Source organism: Kitasatospora sp. NPDC057595, assembly GCF_042800875.1.
Classification (GTDB): Bacteria; Actinomycetota; Actinomycetes; order Streptomycetales; family Streptomycetaceae; genus Kitasatospora.
Map to the genome: position 1 here is coordinate 145,653 of NZ_JBHVGL010000019.1, position 17,079 is coordinate 162,731.

At 71.9% G+C, this 17,079-nt stretch carries 17 protein-coding genes and 1 riboswitch; of the genes, 14 read left to right on the plus strand and 3 right to left on the minus strand.

Annotated features, from left to right (window positions below; all coding sequences use genetic code 11):
- Window positions 1-8 precede the first annotated feature (8 nt).
- Both gcvH and gcvT read right to left on the minus strand, forming a co-directional pair.
- The gene (gene gcvH, locus ACFU9E_RS26350; protein ID WP_380685241.1) at window positions 9-392 is read right to left on the minus strand and encodes a glycine cleavage system protein GcvH; all 384 of its coding nucleotides are present in this window, start codon (window positions 390-392) and stop codon (window positions 9-11) included.
- Window positions 393-492: 100 nt separating this feature from the next.
- On the minus strand, window positions 493-1,614 hold the full coding sequence (gene gcvT, locus ACFU9E_RS26355) for a glycine cleavage system aminomethyltransferase GcvT (RefSeq protein WP_380685239.1): 1,122 nt from the start codon (window positions 1,612-1,614) through the stop codon (window positions 493-495).
- 219 nt (window positions 1,615-1,833) lie between these two features.
- Window positions 1,834-1,941: riboswitch (glycine riboswitch) on the minus strand.
- Window positions 1,942-2,119: 178 nt separating this feature from the next.
- Here gcvT and ACFU9E_RS26360 point away from each other — a divergent pair.
- The 8 genes from ACFU9E_RS26360 to ACFU9E_RS26395 all read left to right on the plus strand — a co-directional run bounded on the left by ACFU9E_RS26360 (window position 2,120) and on the right by ACFU9E_RS26395 (window position 11,387).
- Window positions 2,120-2,923 carry an enhanced serine sensitivity protein SseB gene (locus tag ACFU9E_RS26360; RefSeq protein WP_380685237.1) on the plus strand — a complete coding sequence of 268 codons (804 nt, stop codon included), beginning with the start codon at window positions 2,120-2,122 and terminating at the stop codon, window positions 2,921-2,923.
- A gap of 174 nt (window positions 2,924-3,097) precedes the next feature.
- Window positions 3,098-4,057, plus strand: a complete 960-nt coding sequence (locus ACFU9E_RS26365) for an enhanced serine sensitivity protein SseB C-terminal domain-containing protein (protein WP_380685235.1) — start codon at window positions 3,098-3,100, stop codon at window positions 4,055-4,057.
- A gap of 512 nt (window positions 4,058-4,569) precedes the next feature.
- Entirely contained in the window at window positions 4,570-5,559 is a 990-nt protein-coding gene (locus ACFU9E_RS26370) for an ABC transporter permease (RefSeq protein WP_380685233.1), read from the plus strand.
- Between the two features lie 56 nt (window positions 5,560-5,615).
- Complete coding sequence (locus tag ACFU9E_RS26375) at window positions 5,616-7,400, plus strand: ABC transporter substrate-binding protein (protein ID WP_380685231.1); 1,785 nt, start codon at window positions 5,616-5,618, stop codon at window positions 7,398-7,400.
- A gap of 98 nt (window positions 7,401-7,498) precedes the next feature.
- Window positions 7,499-8,509, plus strand: coding sequence for an ABC transporter permease (locus tag ACFU9E_RS26380; RefSeq protein WP_380682973.1), 1,011 nt, complete (start codon window positions 7,499-7,501; stop codon window positions 8,507-8,509).
- Window positions 8,506-9,576 carry an ABC transporter ATP-binding protein gene (locus tag ACFU9E_RS26385; protein ID WP_380682956.1) on the plus strand — a complete coding sequence of 357 codons (1,071 nt, stop codon included), beginning with the start codon at window positions 8,506-8,508 and terminating at the stop codon, window positions 9,574-9,576. Before ACFU9E_RS26380 ends, ACFU9E_RS26385 begins: the two co-directional genes overlap by 4 nt.
- A gap of 34 nt (window positions 9,577-9,610) precedes the next feature.
- Window positions 9,611-10,684: an ABC transporter ATP-binding protein gene (locus ACFU9E_RS26390; protein ID WP_380682958.1), complete on the plus strand. Its 1,074-nt coding sequence runs from the start codon at window positions 9,611-9,613 to the stop codon at window positions 10,682-10,684.
- Window positions 10,685-10,727: 43 nt separating this feature from the next.
- Entirely contained in the window at window positions 10,728-11,387 is a 660-nt protein-coding gene (locus ACFU9E_RS26395; RefSeq protein ID WP_380682960.1) for a trimeric intracellular cation channel family protein, read from the plus strand.
- Here ACFU9E_RS26395 and ACFU9E_RS26400 read toward each other — a convergent pair.
- The gene (locus ACFU9E_RS26400; RefSeq protein ID WP_380682962.1) at window positions 11,323-12,078 is read right to left on the minus strand and encodes an IclR family transcriptional regulator; all 756 of its coding nucleotides are present in this window, start codon (window positions 12,076-12,078) and stop codon (window positions 11,323-11,325) included. The genes ACFU9E_RS26395 and ACFU9E_RS26400 overlap by 65 nt on opposite strands.
- A 172-nt stretch (window positions 12,079-12,250) precedes the next feature.
- Here ACFU9E_RS26400 and ACFU9E_RS26405 point away from each other — a divergent pair, with 172 nt between their 5' ends.
- From ACFU9E_RS26405 to ACFU9E_RS26430, 6 genes are all read left to right on the plus strand, one after another.
- Window positions 12,251-13,432, plus strand: coding sequence for a cysteine desulfurase family protein (locus ACFU9E_RS26405; RefSeq protein ID WP_380682974.1), 1,182 nt, complete (start codon window positions 12,251-12,253; stop codon window positions 13,430-13,432).
- A gap of 63 nt (window positions 13,433-13,495) precedes the next feature.
- Window positions 13,496-14,635, plus strand: a complete 1,140-nt coding sequence (gene mnmA, locus ACFU9E_RS26410; protein WP_380682964.1) for a tRNA 2-thiouridine(34) synthase MnmA — start codon at window positions 13,496-13,498, stop codon at window positions 14,633-14,635.
- 82 nt (window positions 14,636-14,717) lie between these two features.
- Window positions 14,718-15,182, plus strand: coding sequence for an NUDIX hydrolase (locus tag ACFU9E_RS26415; RefSeq protein WP_380682975.1), 465 nt, complete (start codon window positions 14,718-14,720; stop codon window positions 15,180-15,182).
- A 30-nt stretch (window positions 15,183-15,212) separates the two neighbouring features.
- Window positions 15,213-15,770 (plus strand): Uma2 family endonuclease, encoded by a 558-nt coding sequence (locus ACFU9E_RS26420; protein WP_380682965.1) that lies wholly within the window; start codon window positions 15,213-15,215, stop codon window positions 15,768-15,770.
- Window positions 15,771-15,822: 52 nt separating this feature from the next.
- Window positions 15,823-16,347 (plus strand): TIGR00730 family Rossman fold protein, encoded by a 525-nt coding sequence (locus tag ACFU9E_RS26425; protein WP_380682966.1) that lies wholly within the window; start codon window positions 15,823-15,825, stop codon window positions 16,345-16,347.
- Window positions 16,348-16,360: 13 nt separating this feature from the next.
- Window positions 16,361-17,050 carry an SDR family oxidoreductase gene (locus ACFU9E_RS26430; RefSeq protein WP_380682967.1) on the plus strand — a complete coding sequence of 230 codons (690 nt, stop codon included), beginning with the start codon at window positions 16,361-16,363 and terminating at the stop codon, window positions 17,048-17,050.
- Window positions 17,051-17,079 lie beyond the last annotated feature (29 nt).

Genomic DNA, 17,079 nt, shown 5'->3' on the forward strand with positions numbered 1-17,079 from the left:
GCGGTGGCTCAGGCCGAGGGGTTGGTGAGCGCGGTGTACTCGTCGGCGGTCAGCAGCTTGCCGGTCGACTCGACGCGGACCTTGAACAGCCAGCCACCCTCGAACGGCTCGCTGTTGACCAGGCTGTTGTCGTCGGAGACGGCCTCGTTGACCTCGGTGACCTCACCGGTGACCGGCGAGAACAGGTCGCTGACCGACTTGGTCGACTCCAGCTCGCCACAGGTCTCGCCGGCGGTCACGGTGTCGCCGACCTCGGGGAGCTGCACGTACACGATGTCGCCGAGGGCGTCGGCGGCGTGCTTGGTGATGCCGATCGTGGCGACCTCACCGGCCTCGGAGGTGGTCAGCCACTCGTGCTCGTCGGTGTACTGCAGGTGCTGGGGGTTGCTCATGGCGTCATTCTCCAGGATGGGAAGCGGGTACGACGAAGCGGCCCGGCGCGCGGACCTGCCTCGCGTGGGAAACAGCGGGGAAACCGGTGGGGGAGGGGCGTCAGCGGGCGCGCTTGTAGAACGGCAGCGCCACGACCTGGACCGGCTCGTGCTTGCCGCGCACGTCCACCGCGACGGTGGTGCCGGGGGCGGCGTGGGCCGCGTCCACGTAGGCCATCGCGATCGGCTTCTCCAGCGTCGGGGAGGGCGCGCCGGAGGTGATCCGGCCGATCGGCTCGCCGTCGGTGGAGACCACGGTGTACTCGGCGCGCGGCACGCGCTTGCCCTCGGAGACCAGGCCGACCAGCACCCGTGGCGCCTTGGCCTCGGCCTCGGCGGCGGCCCGCTCCAGGGCCTTGCGACCGACGAAGGCGCCCTCGTTGGTGGTCTTGTCGAAGCGGACGACCCGGCCCAGGCCCGCGTCGAACGGGGTCAGGTCGGTGGACAGCTCGTGGCCGTACAGCGGCATGCCGGCCTCCAGGCGCAGCGTGTCGCGGCAGGACAGGCCGCAGGGGATCAGACCGCGCCCGGCGCCGGCCTCGGTCAGCGCCTGCCAGATGTGCTCGGCGTCGCCCGGGTTGCAGAAGATCTCGAAGCCGTCCTCGCCGGTGTAACCGGTGCGGGCGAGCAGCACGTCGCGGCCGGCCACCTGGGCCGGGAGGATCGCGTAGTACTTCAGGCCGGGCAGGTCGGCCTCGGTGGTGTCGGCCAGGATCGCGGTGGACTCCGGGCCCTGCACGGCGATCAGCGCGTAGGCGTCGCGGTCGTCGGAGACGACGGCGTTGTAGCCCTTGGCGCGGGCGATCAGCTCGTCCAGGACCAGCTGGGCGTTGGAGGCGTTGGCGACGACCAGGAAGGCGTCCTCACGCAGGCGGTAGACGATCAGGTCGTCCAGGATGCCGCCGTCCTCGGCACAGATCATGGTGTAGCGGGCGCGCAGCACGCCGAGCGCGGAGACGAAGCCGACCAGGGCGTGGTCCAGCATCTCGCCGGCCTGCGGGCCGGTGACGGTGATCTCGCCCATGTGGGAGAGGTCGAACAGACCGGCCTTGGTGCGGACGGCGAGGTGCTCCTCGCGCTCGCTGCCGTAGCGCAGCGGCATGTCCCAGCCGGCGAAGTCGGTCATGGTGGCGCCGAGGGCGCGGTGCAGCGCGTCGAGCGCGGTGAGGCGGAGGGACGACATGGCCAGGAACTCCTCGGTCGGGGCACTCAGGGGTGCGCGCGCCGGGACCGGCCCCGTCTCGGGGGCGGCGGACCCTGCGCGCGGGCATGCGGCGGCTGGGTCTCCCCATCTGTCGTCGTACCTGAGAGCTTCACCGTCCACTGCCCTGTAGGGGACAGCATGGCGGCTTGCACCGTGGGTGGGCGGACGGCAGGGCCGTACGCCGCTTTCCAGATGTGCCTAACCCGTGCGGTAGGGGTGCCTGAGAGATTCCGGGGAGGACTTGCTCCTTCGGCGCCGGCTGTGCCGCCTGGACGGGGGCACTCCGGACTCTCCCGCGCGGGTTCGAGCGGCCGGTATGGAGTTGGCGGGGCCTGGGTGGATGCCACCGCAGACGCGCACATCATGGCACGTCCGCCGGGACAAGGGGAGAGGGGGCTGCGTCACGTCGGGCCTGACGGCCCGGGGCGGGGTGCCGGAACGCTAGGCTGCGGGCATCGGCGAGCAGAGGACGGTACGGCGGCGCATGGGGTACCCGGTGGAGCAGCAGGGGTGGGGCGGGGCCGAGTCGGCGCCGCCGGGAGGCGCGTGGCCGGCCAACGAGCTGGAGCAGGTGCTCACCGCCGCGCTCGGTGACCCCGGTGCGACCCCCCGGGTGATCGAGGTGCTGGCGCGCAGCCAGGTGTGGATCCCGCTGCCGGCGGGCGGCGACCCGCAGGGGCGGTCGCTGGACCTGCCGACGATCGAACTGGCCGGCGACCCCTATGTCCCGGTGTTCTCCTCGCAGGAGGTGTTCGTCCAGCAGGCGCCCGGGATGGCGTTCGCGGTCGCGCCGGTGTGGGAGTTCGCCCGCGGTCTGCCGCTGGGCGTGGGAATCGCCGTCAACCCCGAGGCGGCGGTGGGCATCCCGGTGCCGCCGGAGGGCGTGGCGGAGCTGCGCCGCGGGCCGCGCGAGGACCGCTGGGCCGACGCCCCGGACGCCGTGCGGGCTCCGGACGGCGGCCGGGTGGCGCTGCGCGAGCCGGTGCCGGGGGAGGACCCGGAGGCGTTCCTGGCCGCCTGCCGCGCGGAACTCGCGGCGCTGCCGGGAGTGCTGACCGCCCGGCGGGCGCTGGCGAGCGTCGAGGGCGAACCGACCGTGATGTTCGTGGGCGTCCAGCTGGATCCGGGGGCCCCCGCCGACCCGGCTGCGGTGAACGAGGGATTGGGCCGCGCCCTGGGAACCGCACCGCTTCCCGGAGGCGTCCACCTCGTACTGCTCGACCTCGCGGACGATCCGGTGGTCGACTGGTTGGTGACCCGGGTCGCGCCGTTCTACGTGCGGGGCTGACCCGGCCCCGGCCGTCCGTCCGGCAGCCGTCGGACGGGGCGCGGGCGGGGAGGCGGTGCGGACCGTGGCACGTCGGCGTGGCGGCGGTCGGTGGCCGCCCCATAGGGTGCGTGCTGACGGCCGCCGGGCCGCCGGTGACGGACGAGGAACGAAGAAGCGCAGCGAGGTGGGCGCATGAGTGCGGGATCGGTAGCTGGCGGTGCACCGGGGCCCTGGGGCCAGGCGCCCACCGGACGCCCGGATCCGGGCGCGCTGGAGCGCGCGCTGCGCGAGGTGGCGCCGGAGCGCTACGAGGCCTACGAGACGATGCTGCACGCGCTCGCCGAGGGCCGGGTCTGGATGCTGCTCTGGCACGGCACGCCGGGCAGCGCGGACGCCCAGTACGGGAACATGGAGATCAGCGGCCACGGCTACGCGCCGGCCGTGACCTCGCCCGAGCAGCTGGCGGCGTCCGGCTGGGCGCGGGCGCACGAGGTGATCTCCGGCCGGGAGATCGCGGCCTCGCTGTACCGGACCCGGTGGGGCCTGTGGCTGAACCCGCACGCCCCGGGCGGCGGGGTGGGCGTGCCGTGGGCGGACCTGCGCCGGGTCGCCGCGGGCCTGGACCGGCTGCCGGCCGGTCCGCTGAAGCTGAGCGAGCCGCAGGTGCCGGCGCAGCAGTTCTTCGCGCTGCTGGAGCGCCAGGCGGTCGAGGTGCGCGCGGTGAAGGCGCTGCGCCGGGCCTGGGTGCGGCCGTCGGTGGGCGAACCGTACCTGGCGATCGGCCTGGACCTGTACGAGAGTTCGCCGCCCACGGTGGAGGCGGTGCGGGCGCTGATGCAGCGGGCGATCGCGGTCGCGCCGGAGGGGCTGGCGGTCTCGACGGTCGCGATGGCGGACGAGTACGACCCGGTGGCGCTGTGGATGCGGGCCAACGCGCGCCCGTTCTACGACCGGGAGGCCGCCGGGCAGGGCCGGCCGGCGACGGGGCCGTACCCGCCGGTGCCGCCGCCGTACACCGCGCAGCAGGGGCCGGCCCAGGGGCACGGCTTCGGCTACGGCACGCATCCGCCGGCGCAGGGCTGGCCGGGCCAGCAGCCACCGCCGCAGCAGCCACCGCCGCAGCAGCCGTGGCCCGGCTACCCCGGTCGCTGACCCTCCTCCGCCCTTCCCGGACCGTCCCGGGCGCGCTCAACACCCGTCCCTGAGGCCGGCTTGACACGATGTCAGGCCGGTCTCGGTGCTTTTCCGGACGTTCCCGGTGAAGTGGGTGGCAGACATCTTGACATGGCTGTTACAGCTGTGTGAAGAGGGCTATGCCGAAGATCGGGGAGGTGCATGCGCACAGATCACAGTTGGGCATCTGTCGGTTGGCAGGGCTGGCGCAAGCCAGTTCGGATGGCAGAGAGTTCTGCAACAGCCCACAGCGCGTGGTTGGCGTCCCACAAAGGCGAACGCGCTGGCGGACCGCATGATCCACGTGACGCCCATCCCGCGTGGCCGCAGCACTGAGCACGTCGTACCGCTGGGGAAGCACCCCACCCGTACTCCCGTACCTCCGCACCTCCGCACGTCCGCACCCAAGCACGTCCGCACCAGCCGAGCCGCCGATCCCGGCGTCCGGCACCCGTGGGCCGGCCACCGTCGGCGAGGGGACCGAACTGACCATGACCGCACCCATCAAGACCGCCGGCAACGCACCGGAGGCAGACGCCGCCGCGAGCCCGGCCAAGAAGATCGAGGGCCGCTCGCTCGGCCGGATCGCCTGGACCCGCTTCAAGCGGGACAAGGCCGCCGTCGCCGGCGGTGTCGTGGTGATCCTGCTGATCCTGCTCGCCGTGCTCGCCAAGCCGATCGAGTCGATCTTCGGCCTGGACCCCGACGCCCTCAACCAGGACCTGCTGGACGCCGACCTCGGCGGCCTCCCGCTGGGCGACTGGGGCGGCATGAGCTGGGACCACCCGCTCGGCGTCGACCCGCTGCAGGGCCGTGACCTGCTGACCCGCGTGATCGAGGGCTCCTGGGTCTCCCTGCTGGTCGCCTTCGGGGCGACCGTGCTGTCCAACACCATCGGCACCGTGCTCGGCATCATGGCCGGCTACTACGGCGGCTGGGTGGACGCCGTGATCAGCCGGGTGATGGACGTCTTCCTCGCCTTCCCGCTGCTGCTCTTCGCCATCGCGATCTCCACCTCGCTGCAGGGCGGCGCGTTCGGTCTGCACGGCCTGCCGCTGCACATCGTGGTGCTGATCTTCGTGATCGGCTTCTTCAACTGGCCCTACATCGGGCGCATCGTGCGCGCACAGACCCTCTCGCTGCGCGAGCGCGAGTTCGTCCACGCGGCCCGCAGCCTGGGCGCCCGGGGCCCGTTCATCCTGTTCAAGGAGCTGCTGCCCAACCTGGTCGGCCAGATCCTGGTCTACGCGACCCTGTTGATCCCGACCAACATCCTCTTCGAGGCCGGCCTGAGCTTCCTCGGCGTCGGCATCCAGCCTCCGCAGGCCTCCTGGGGCGGGATGCTCCAGGACGCGATCCGGTACTACCAGGTGGACCCCCAGTACATGGTGGTCCCCGGTCTGGCGATCTTCATCACCGTGCTCGCCTTCAACCTGCTCGGCGACGGGCTGCGTGACGCCCTCGATCCCAAGAGCAACTGACCACACGTCAGGATCCCTCGTTCAGCCATCACTTCCTCAAGGGGTTGATCTCACCCATGCGTAGGTCCCGCACCGTCGCGCTGACCGCCATGGCCGCCGCCGCGGTCCTGGTCGTCACCGGCTGCTCGTCGAGCAAGAAGAGCGACGACACCAAGTCCACCTCCGCCGCCACCGGTTCCGAGGCCGCCGGCGGCTCCGGGGCCAACGCGGCCACCAAGAACATCGTCAACGCCTCGGACAAGAAGGGCGGGACGGTCACCTTCGAGATGAAGGGCACCCCGGACTCGCTCGACCCGGGCAACACGTACTACGCCTACATCTACAACTTCTCGCGTCTGTACGGGCGCCCGCTCACCACCTTCCAGCCGGGCGCCGGCGAGGCGGGCAACAAGCTCGTCCCGGACCTCGCCGAGTCGCTCGGCCAGGTCAGCGCGGACGGCCTCACCTGGACGTACAAGCTGCGCAAGGGCCTGAAGTACGACGACGGCACCCCGATCACCTCGAAGGACGTCAAGTACGCCGTCGAGCGCTCCAACTTCGCGCCGGACGTGAACTCCAACGGTCCGACGTACTTCAAGGAGCTGCTGGTCGACAACGAGGGCACGCCGTACGCGGGTCCGTACAAGGACAAGACCGGCGACCTCAAGTCGATCGAGACGCCGGACGACACCACGATCGTCTTCCACCTGAAGCACGCCTTCGCCGACTTCGACTACCTGGTCAGCGCCCCGCAGACGGTCCCGGTCCCGCAGGCCAAGGACACCGGCGCCGACTACGTCAAGAAGATCGTCTCCTCGGGCTCCTTCAAGTTCGAGTCCTACGAGGACGGCAAGCAGGCCGTCCTGGTCCCGAACACCAACTGGGACCAGAGCACCGACCCGATCCGGAAGCAGCTGCCGGACAAGATCGTGCTCAAGATGAACATCGACCAGTCCACCATCGACAAGGACCTGCTGGCCGGCAACGCCCAGGTCGACCTGGTGGGCGGCGGCGTCGACCCGCAGACCCAGGCGCAGATCCTGCAGAACCCGAAGCTCAAGGCGAACACCGACAACGCCTACGGCGGCCGCCTGGTCTACATGGCGATCAACACCGACGTCGCGCCGTTCGACAACATCGAGTGCCGCAAGGCCGTGCAGTACGCGGTCGACAAGGTCTCGGTGCAGACCTCGCTCGGTGGCCCGATCCGCGGCCAGGTCGCCAACACCGTGCTCCCGCCGGACATCCCGGGCCACCAGGACTTCAACGCCTGGGAGACCAAGGACAACAAGGGCGACGAGGGCAAGGCCAAGGAGGCCCTGAAGGCCTGCGGCAAGGACGGCGGCTTCAGCACCGTGCTCTCCGCCCGCACCGAGCGCGCCACCGAGGTCGCCGCCGCGACCTCGATCCAGGCCGCGCTGAAGAAGGTCGGCATCAGCGCCGAGATCCAGCAGTACCCGCAGGGCAAGTACCTGGCCGACAGCGCGGGCGCCCCGGCGTTCGCCAAGGAGCACAACATCGGCCTGATGATGATGCAGTGGGGCGCCGACTGGCCGACCGGCTACGGCTTCCTGCAGCAGATCGTCGACGGCCGCGCGATCAAGGCCTCCGGCAACAGCAACCTGGCCTCGCTGAACGACGCCGCGGTCAACAAGCTGCTCGACGACGCCGCGACCAACCCGGACAAGGCGGCCCGCGAGAAGATCTACGGCGACATCGACAAGAAGGTCATGGACCAGGCGGTCTACGTCCCGCTGACCTACTTCAAGGTCTTCCTCTACCGCCCGGACAACGCCACCAACCTCGCGTCCACGCCGGCCTTCTCGGGTGAGTACGACTACCTGAACATCGGCACCAAGTAAGAGCCTGGCTCCGCATCCCTGAAGGCAGGTGAAGGCAGCGGCGCCCGCCGCCGTCCGGAGGATCCCGGACGGAGGCGGGCGGCCGGAGCCGACCAACTGTGTTTGCCTACATCATCCGCAGGATCTTCGCGGCCGTGGTGCTGCTGCTGGTCGTCAGCGCCGTCACCTTCGCGATCTTCTTCCTGCTCCCGCGTCTCGCCGGCGAGACGGTCGACCAGCTGGCCACCCAGTACATCGGGAAGAACCCCTCGCCCGAGGCGGTCCAGGCGGTCAAGCAGAACCTCGGCCTCGACCAGCCGCTGTACACGCAGTACTGGAACTTCCTCAAGGCGCTGGTCACCGGAGCCGAGTACAAGTTCGGTCCGGAACCGGCCACCTGCCACGTGCCCTGCTTCGGCTACTCCTTCAAGAACCACCTGGAGGTCTGGCCCGAGCTGTCCAAGCGGATCCCGGTCACGCTCTCGCTGGCCATCGGCGCCGCGGTGCTCTGGCTGGTCTCCGGCGTCGCCACCGGCGTCGTCTCCGCGCTCAAGCCGCGCTCGATCTTCGACCGGATCTCGATGGGCATCGCGCTCGCCGGCGTCTCGCTGCCGGTCTTCTTCACCGGCGCGCTGCTGCTCACGGTGTTCAGCTACGAGTGGCCGATCCTCGACAACCTCGAGTACACCAACTTCACCGACAACCCGCTGATGTGGGCCCGCAACCTGATCCTCCCGTGGATCTCGCTGGCCTTCCTCTACTCCGCGCTCTACGCCCGGCTCACCCGCGCCGGAATGCTGGAGACCATGAGCGAGGACTACATCCGCACCGCCCGGGCCAAGGGCCTGGTCGAGTCCAAGGTCGTCACCCGGCACGGGCTGCGCGCCGCGCTCACCCCGATCGTCACCATCTTCGGCATGGACCTCGGCCTGCTGCTCGGCGGCGCGCTGATCACCGAGCAGGTCTTCTCGCTCCAGGGCGTCGGCCAGTTCGCCGTCCAGGCGATCACCGACAACGACCTGCCGAAGATCCTCGGCGTCACCCTGCTGGCCGCCTTCTTCATCGTCCTCTGCAACCTCGTGGTTGACCTCCTGTACGCCGCTGTCGACCCCCGGGTGAGGCTGTCGTGACCGAGCTCCAGAAGACCCCGGCCCGCGCGGCCGCCCCGGGCGGCGAGGAGGCCTTCCTCTCGGTGCGGGACCTGCGGATCCACTTCGACACCGACGACGGCCTGGTCCGCTCCGTCGACGGGGTGAGCTTCGACCTCGCCAAGGGCCGCACCCTCGGCATCGTCGGCGAGTCCGGCTCCGGCAAGTCCGTCACCTCGCTGGGCATCATGGGCCTGCACCGCTCCAAGCGGGCCCGGATCACCGGCGAGATCCGGCTCGACGGCGAGGACCTCATCGCGGCCGGACCCGACCGGGTCCGCGAGCTGCGGGGCAAGAAGATGGCGATGATCTTCCAGGACCCGCTCACCGCGATGCACCCCTACTACACGGTGGGGCAGCAGATCGTCGAGGCCTACCGGGTGCACCACCCGCAGGCGAGCAAGCGGCAGGCGCGCGCCCGGGCCGTCGAGATGCTCGACCGGGTCGGCATCCCGCAGCCCGACCGCCGGGTCGACGACTACCCGCACCAGTTCTCCGGCGGCATGCGCCAGCGCGCCATGATCGCCATGGCGCTGGTCAACGACCCCTCGCTGCTGATCGCCGACGAGCCCACCACCGCCCTGGACGTCACCGTCCAGGCGCAGATCCTGGACCTCATCCGGGACCTCCAGGAGGAGTTCGGCTCGGCCGTCATCATCATCACCCACGACCTCGGGGTGGTCGCCGAGCTCGCCGACGACATCCTCGTCATGTACGGCGGCCGGTGCGTCGAGCGCGGCCCGGCCGAGACCCTCTTCGACGCGCCCGAACACCCCTACACCTGGGGCCTGCTGGGCTCGATGCCGCGCCTGGACCGCGAGCTGCAGGACCGCCTCGTCCCGGTCAAGGGCACCCCGCCCAGCCTGATCAACGTGCCGTCCGGCTGCGCCTTCCACCCGCGCTGCCCCTACGCGGAGCTGACCGGCGGGCGCTCCACCGAGGAGACCCCGACGCTCACCGAGGTCGCGCCCGGACACCACGCCGCCTGTCACCTCGCGCTCGCCGAGCGGCACCGCATCTTCGCCGAAGAGATCGCGCCCCGGCTGTGAGCCCGGCCTCGTACCACCTTTCTGGAGAGAACCGATGACGGACACTCAGGCGGCGAGCCCCGAACCCCTGAAGAAGGTGCCTGCGCAGCCGCCCGCCGCGGACCGGCGGCCGCTGCTCAAGGTGACCGGACTGACCCGGCACTTCCCGATCCACAGCGGCCTGCTGCGGCGGCAGACCGGCGCCGTCCGGGCGGTCGACGGCATCGACTTCGCCGTCCACGCCGGTGAGACCCTGGGCGTCGTCGGCGAGTCCGGCTGCGGCAAGTCGACGATGGGCCGGCTGGTCACCCGGCTCGACGAGCCCACCGGCGGCACGGTCGAGTTCGAGGGCGTCGACATCACCCACCTGGGCGTCGGGGCGATGCGGCCGCTGCGCCGCGACATCCAGATGATCTTCCAGGACCCGTACTCCTCGCTGAACCCCCGGCACACCGTCGGCACCATCGTCGGCGCGCCGTTCAAGCTGCAGAACGCCGCGCCCGAGGGCGGGATCAAGAAGGCCGTCCAGGAGCTGCTGGAGCTGTGCGGGCTCAGCCCCGAGCACTACAACCGCTACCCGCACGAGTTCTCCGGCGGCCAGCGCCAGCGCATCGGCATCGCCCGAGCGCTCGCCCTGCGGCCCAAGATGATCGTCGCGGACGAGCCGGTCTCCGCCCTGGACGTCTCCATCCAGGCCCAGGTGGTCAACCTGCTCGACGACCTCCAGCGGGAGCTCGGGCTGACCTACCTGATCATCGCGCACGACCTCTCGGTGGTCCGGCACGTCTCCGACCGGGTCGCGGTGATGTACCTCGGCAAGATCGTCGAGATCGCCGACCGGGACTCGCTCTACCGCAGCCCGAGGCACCCGTACACCACCGCGCTGATGTCCGCCGTGCCGGTGCCCGACCCGCGCCGCCGGCAGCGCGCCGGGCGGGAGCGGATCCTGCTCAAGGGCGACGTGCCCTCGCCGATCAACCCGCCCAGCGGCTGCCGCTTCCGCACCCGCTGCTGGAAGGCCCAGGAGATCTGCGCGAGCCAGGAGCCGCCGCTCACCGCGGCGACCGCGGGGCACCAGGTGGCCTGCCACTTCCCCGTCTCCGAGGACAAGGCGCTCGCCTCCGCGTGACCGTCCGATCGGAGGGGAGGCTCGGCCGGGTCACACTGGTGCGGTGACCTCGCAGATCTTCCCCTCCGACGTGCAGCAGTCGCTGGACCTCGTCGGCATCTTCGTCTTCGCCCTCTCCGGGGGGCTGCTCGCCGTCCGCAAGAACATGGACATCTTCGGCATCTGTGTGCTCGCCGAGGTCACCGCGCTCGGCGGCGGCGTCATGCGCGACCTCGTCATCGGGGCCACCCCGGTCGCCGCCTTCACCAACCTGGGCTACTTCGTCGATCCGCTGATCGCCGCCGTGGTCGTCTTCTTCCTGCACCCCGAGGTCGAACGGATCAACCGGTCCGTGCAGACCCTCGACGCGCTCGGCCTCGGCCTGTTCTGCGTCACCGGCACCGCCAAGGCCCACGACTTCGGCCTCGGCGCGGTTCCCTCCGTCGCCCTCGGCATGGTGACCGCGGCCGGCGGCGGCGTCATGCGCGACGTCCTGGCCGGCGAGATCCCCTCGCTGCTGCGCTGGGACCGCGAGATCTACGCCGTGCCCGCCCTGGTCGGCGCCGCGCTGGTCGCCGTCCTGATCGCCCTCGACGGCCTCACGGCCGTCACCGGCACCGCCGCCGCGCTCACCGCGTTCGGTCTGCGGATGCTCGCCCTCAAGTACGGCTGGCGCGCACCACGGGCCTGGCGCCGCAACGGTTCTCGCACCAGCGAGGAGTAGGCGAGCCGCCGTACGCCAGCGAGATCGCCTCCGCTGTGCAGAGCAGCTCGGGCACCAGCTTCACCAGCTCGGCCGGCGACACCCGGTCGGTCGGCGCCGACAGCGCGCAGGCCGCGACCGCCCGCCGGTCGCTGCCCGCCACCGGCGCCGCCACGCAGGTCCCCGCCTCCGGGTGCTGGGTCGACTCCGCCGCCCAGCCCCGCCGGCGCACCGCCGCCAGATCGGCCGACAGCTCGTCCTCCGCCCGGCCGTCCTGCGGCAGCCCGGCCAGCAGCACCCGGCCGATCGCCGTCCCGGCGGCCGGCACCCGCCGCCCGATCCGGGTCGGCCGGCCCGCCGCGCCGCCCCACCGCCCGGCCAGCTCGTCGAGGTACAGCACCTCGTCGTCCTGCAGCACCGCCAACTGCACCGTGCAGCCGAAGCGCTCGTGCAGCGAGGCCAGGTACGGCGCGGCGACCTGCCGGACGTCGATCTCCTGCAGCGCCCGCTGCGCCAGCGACAGCACCCGGCCACCCACCCGGTAGCGCCGGTCGGACAGCCGGTGGACGAATCCGTGCTCCTCCAGCGTGCGCAGCAGGCGCAGCGCGGTGGACTTGTGCACGCCGATCGAGGTGGCGGCCTGTTCCAGGGTGGCCGGGCCGTCGCCGAGGGATCCGAGCAGGGTCAGGGCGCGATCGACCGACTGCGACATTCCGCCCCCTGAGTCCTGGTTCCGGTCCGGCCGCGTGGTGGTGGCCGTCAGGCTAACCGCTCGTGGGCCGCGCCCCGTACCGGGTTGCCCGGACGGGCAGCGCCGCGGTGCGCGGTGTCCGGTGGCCTGATCGGTCCGGTGCGAGCCGGGGGACCTCTACAATCGGATGGTTATGCCATACCTGGACCATGCGGCGACCACGCCGATGCTGCCCGAGGCGATCGCCGCGATGACGGCGCACCTGGGGGTCGTCGGCAACGCTTCCTCCCTGCACGCGGCCGGCCGTCGGGCCCGCCGGGTGGTCGAGGAGGCCCGCGAGTCGCTGGCCGAATCGCTCGGCGCCCGGCCCAGCGAGATCATCCTCACCGGTGGCGGCACCGAGTCCGACAACCTGGCGGTCAAGGGCCTGTTCTGGGCCCGCCGCGGCGCCGACCCGGCCCGTACCCGGGTGCTGTGCAGCCCGGTCGAGCACCACGCGGTGCTGGACGCGGTGCACTGGCTCGCCGAGCACGAGGGCGCCACCGTCGACTACCTGCCGGTGGACGCGCTCGGCCGGGTCCACCCGACGGCGCTGCGCGAGGCGATCGAGCGCGACCCGGCCTCGGTCGCGCTGGTCACCGTGATGTGGGCCAACAACGAGGTCGGCACGGTCCAGCCGGTCGCCGAACTCGCCGCGGTGGCGGCCGAGTACGGCATCCCGATGCACGCCGACGCGGTGCAGGCGCTCGGCCAGGTCCCGGTCTCCTTCGCCGACTCCGGGCTCACCGCGCTCACCGTCACCGGTCACAAGATCGGCGGCCCGTTCGGCATCGGCGCCCTGCTGCTGTCGCGCGGCGCGGCGCCGGTCCCGCTGCTGCACGGCGGCGGCCAGGAGCGCGACGTGCGCTCCGGCACCCTGGACGCGCCCGGTGCCGCCGGCTTCGCCGCCGCGGCGGCCGTCGCCGTCGAGCGGCGCGCGGAGCACGCCGTCACGCTGGGCGCGCTGCGCGACGAGCTGGTCGAGGCGGTGCTGGCCGCTGTCCCGGACGCGGTGCTCAACGGCGACCCGGCGGCGGAGGGGCGGCTGCCCGCCAACGCGCACTTCTCCTTCCCCGGCTGCGAGGGCGACGCCCTGCTGATGCTGCTCGACGCCCAGGGCATCGAGTGCTCCACCGGCTCGGCCTGCTCGGCCGGCGTCCCGCAGCCCAGCCACGTGCTGCTGGCGATGGGCGTCGACCCGCTGCTGGCCCGCGCCTCGCTGCGCTTCTCGCTGGGCCACACCTCCACCCGGGCCGATGTCACCGCCCTCACCGACGCCATCGCGCCGGCCGTCCAGCGCGCCCGCAACGCGGGTCTCGCGGCCGTCCGGCGCTAGGGTCCGGGCACCGGGGAAACCCCGGTGGAATGCCGGGCGGCACCACGTACGCTTGGACTCATCATGACTGACTTCCCGGGTGCCCCGACCGCTCCGTCCGCCACCGGCCGCCTGCGTGTGCTCGCGGCGATGTCCGGCGGGGTGGACTCCGCCGTCGCCGCCGCCCGCGCCGTCGAGGCCGGCCACGAGGTGACCGGCGTGCACCTGGCGCTCTCCAGCAACCCGCAGTCCTTCCGGACCGGCGCGCGCGGCTGCTGCACCATCGAGGACTCCCGGGACGCGCGCCGCGCCGCCGACGTGATCGGCATCCCGTTCTACGTCTGGGACCTCGCCGAGCGCTTCCGCGAGGACGTCATCGACGACTTCGTCGCCGAGTACGCGGCCGGCCGCACCCCCAACCCGTGCCTGCGCTGCAACGAGAAGATCAAGTTCGCCGCGCTGCTGGACAAGGCGATCGCGCTGGGCTTCGACGCCGTCTGCACCGGCCACTACGCCCGGATCGTCGACCTCCCGGACGGTTCGCGCGAGCTGCACCGCGCCGTCGACGCCGCCAAGGACCAGTCCTACGTCCTCGGGGTGCTCGACGCCGAGCAGCTCGCCCACTCGCTCTTCCCGCTCGGCGACACCACCAAGGACGTCATCCGCGAGGAGGCCGAGCGGCGCGGCCTGGCCGTCGCCAAGAAGCCGGACAGCCACGACATCTGCTTCATCGCGGACGGCGACACCCAGGGCTTCCTGGCCCAGCACCTCGGCACCGCCACCGGCGACATCCTGGACGTCGACGGCACCAAGCTCGGCGAGCACGACGGCGCGTACGGCTTCACCATCGGCCAGCGCAAGGGCCTGCGGATCGGCCGTCCGGCCGCCGACGGCAAGCCGCGGTACGTGCTCGACATCTCCCCGGTGAACAACACCGTGACGGTCGGCCCGGTCGAGGGTCTGGACGTCACCGCCCTCACCGCCGTCCGCCCCCGCTGGTGCGGCACCGAGCCGCTGGCCGACGGCCGCTACACCGCCCAGCTGCGCGCCCACGGCGAGGAGGTCCCGGTGGACGCCTCGGTCGTCGACGACACCCTCCACGTCACCCTCGACAACCCCGCCCGCGGCATCGCCCCCGGCCAGGCCGTGGTGCTCTACGACGGCACCCGCGTCGTCGGCTCCGCCACCATCGCCACCACCCGGCGCCCGGCCGTGACCGTCTGAGCCCGGGCCGGGCACGGGAGCATCGTTCGACGGTCTCACCGGATCATCGCCGGTTCGACGTGAACGGCCCTTCAAGGCTCCTATTCTCCTGCCCATGAGTAACAGCGCCGGGAAGTCCGAGTCAATGCCGCTCCACTCGGTGTCCGTCGCAGGGGTGGTGGTGCGGGAGGACGGCCGGGTGCTGGCGATCCGGCGGGCCGACGACGGGACGTGGGAGCCTCCGGGCGGGGTGCTGGAGGTGGCGGAGGCCGTCGAGGACGGCGTGCGCCGCGAGGTGTTCGAGGAGACCGGGATCAAGGTCGGCGTGGAGCGGCTGACCGGTGTCTACAAGAACGTGAGCCGCGGAATCGTCGCCCTGGTGTTCCGCTGCGGGCCGGAGGGCGGGAGCGAGCGGCTCTCGGAGGAGTCGACCGCCGTCGACTGGCTCACGCCGGGCGAGGTCTGCGACCGCATGGCCGAGGTGTACGCGGTGCGCGTGCTGGACGCGCTGCGGCACAGCGTCGAACCGTGCGTGCGAGCCCATGACGGGCGGCAGGTGCTTGGCTGACGGTCGCGAGCTGCCCGGAGGGCGCGTGGCATGAGCTTCTACGAGCGGTACGGCGACTTCGTCGAGGAGCTGGAGCGGATCGCACCGGAAGGCGTCCGGATCGAGTGGTCCGGGGACGTGCTGATGATGCAGGCGTCGCCGCCGAACGTGCACCAGCTCAACCTTGCGTTGTTGCGCGGGCAGTTCGAGCGGCATGCCCCCGATGGGCACCTCCCCAGCGAACGCACCAGGATCGTCAGCCCGGACGTCTCCAAGGGGCGTGAGCCGGACCTCACCTACCTGCCGGTGGGGGTCCTCTCCGAGCCGGGCAACCGGGCGCCGGCCTCCGAGGCGCTGATCGCCGTCGAGATCGTCTCGCCGTCCAACCCGGGCAACGACTGGATGGACAAGCTGCACGACTACGCCGTGATGCGCGTCCCGCTCTACCTGATCGTGGACCCGCGCGAGCAGACCGTGACGCTGTTCTCCGAGCCCGACCACGACCGGTACCACACCCGCAGCGACCGGAAGTTCGGCGACGAGATCCACATCCCGGAGCCCTTCGGGTTCACGCTGAGCCTGGCGGCGCTCGTGCCGTACAAGGGCTGAGGAACAAAGGTGGTGAAGGAGAGCGGCGGGGCGTGATAGACCGGATTCCACTATGAATATCTGCGTTTTCTGCTCCGCTGCCTCGCTCGACGACCGTTACTCCGCCCCCGCCGCCGAGTTCGCCCGGCTCCTCGGGGAGGGCGGGCACACCCTGGTCTGGGGTGGCTCGAACACCGGGCTGATGGGGGAGCTGGCGGACGGGGTGAAGGGGGCCGGCGGGCAGCTGGTCGGGATCTCCGTCGAGTTCCTGAAGCACAAGTCGTACGAGGGCGCCGACGAGCTGGTCGTCACCGCCGACCTCGCGGAGCGCAAGGCGCTGCTGCTGTCGCGTGCGGACGCGGTCGTCGTCCTCGTCGGCGGGCTGGGCACGCTGGACGAGGTGACCGAGGTGCTGGAGCTCAAGAAGCACGCGCTGCACGACAAGCCGGTGGTCGTGCTGGACACCGAGGGCTTCTACGCGGGCCTGCGGACCCAGCTGGAGCGGATGGACACGGAGGGCTTCCTGCCGCGCCCGCTGGCCGAGCTGATCACCTTCGCCGACACCCCGGCCCAGGTCTTCGAGCAGCTGAAGGCCTGAGAGGATCGGGACCATGGCCACTCATCTGATCACCGGCGCCGGCTCCGGCATCGGCGCCGTCCTCGCCGAACGTCTCGCCGAGCGCGGTGACGAGCTCTGGCTGCTGGCCCGCGACGCGCGCCGGGCCGCCGAACTGCGCGAGCGCTTCCCCGGCGCCAGGACCCTGGTCGGCGACCTCGGCGACCCGGCCAAGCTGTCCTGGGCCTTCGGGCACCAGGCGCTGCCGGTCGAGCTGGACTCGCTGCTGCACGTGGCGGGCATGGTCGAGCTGGGCCCGGTCGGCGATCTGCCGGTCAAGGCCTGGCAGGACACCCTGAACGTCAACCTGGTCGCCCCCGCCGAGCTGACCCGGCTGCTGCTGCCCTCGGTGCGGCTGGTGAAGGGGCACGTGGTGTTCGTGAACTCCGGTGCCGGGCTGCGCGCGAGCGCCGAGTGGTCGGCGTACGCGGCGAGCAAGCACGGGCTGAAGGCGCTCGCGGACGCGCTGCGGCTGGAGGAGCACGGCAACGGCGTGCGGGTCACCTCGGTGTACCCGGGCCGCACCGCCACGGCGATGCAGGCCAAGGTGCACCAGCAGGAGGGCAAGCAGTACGACGCCGGGCAGTGGATCGAGCCCGAGTCGGTGGCGAAGGCGGTCCTGGCCGCGCTGGACGCCTCCCGGGACGCGGAGATCACCGACATCACCGTCCGCCCCGGGCGCTGAGCGAGCCGCGGCGGCGCGCGCACTAGGCT

Bases quoted from the DNA above. Each gene is read 5' to 3' on its own strand.
- gcvH (WP_380685241.1), bottom strand. From the start codon at position 392: ATGAGCAACCCCCAGCACCTGCAGTACACCGACGAGCACGAGTGGCTG.
- gcvT (WP_380685239.1), bottom strand. From the start codon at position 1,614: ATGTCGTCCCTCCGCCTCACCGCGCTCGACGCGCTGCACCGCGCCCTC.
- ACFU9E_RS26360 (WP_380685237.1), top strand. From the start codon at position 2,120: ATGGGGTACCCGGTGGAGCAGCAGGGGTGGGGCGGGGCCGAGTCGGCG.
- ACFU9E_RS26365 (WP_380685235.1), top strand. From the start codon at position 3,098: ATGAGTGCGGGATCGGTAGCTGGCGGTGCACCGGGGCCCTGGGGCCAG.
- ACFU9E_RS26370 (WP_380685233.1), top strand. From the start codon at position 4,570: ATGACCGCACCCATCAAGACCGCCGGCAACGCACCGGAGGCAGACGCC.
- ACFU9E_RS26375 (WP_380685231.1), top strand. From the start codon at position 5,616: ATGCGTAGGTCCCGCACCGTCGCGCTGACCGCCATGGCCGCCGCCGCG.
- ACFU9E_RS26390 (WP_380682958.1), top strand. From the start codon at position 9,611: ATGACGGACACTCAGGCGGCGAGCCCCGAACCCCTGAAGAAGGTGCCT.
- ACFU9E_RS26400 (WP_380682962.1), bottom strand. From the start codon at position 12,078: ATGTCGCAGTCGGTCGATCGCGCCCTGACCCTGCTCGGATCCCTCGGC.
- ACFU9E_RS26405 (WP_380682974.1), top strand. From the start codon at position 12,251: ATGCCATACCTGGACCATGCGGCGACCACGCCGATGCTGCCCGAGGCG.
- mnmA (WP_380682964.1), top strand. From the start codon at position 13,496: ATGACTGACTTCCCGGGTGCCCCGACCGCTCCGTCCGCCACCGGCCGC.
- ACFU9E_RS26420 (WP_380682965.1), top strand. From the start codon at position 15,213: ATGAGCTTCTACGAGCGGTACGGCGACTTCGTCGAGGAGCTGGAGCGG.
- ACFU9E_RS26425 (WP_380682966.1), top strand. From the start codon at position 15,823: ATGAATATCTGCGTTTTCTGCTCCGCTGCCTCGCTCGACGACCGTTAC.
- ACFU9E_RS26430 (WP_380682967.1), top strand. From the start codon at position 16,361: ATGGCCACTCATCTGATCACCGGCGCCGGCTCCGGCATCGGCGCCGTC.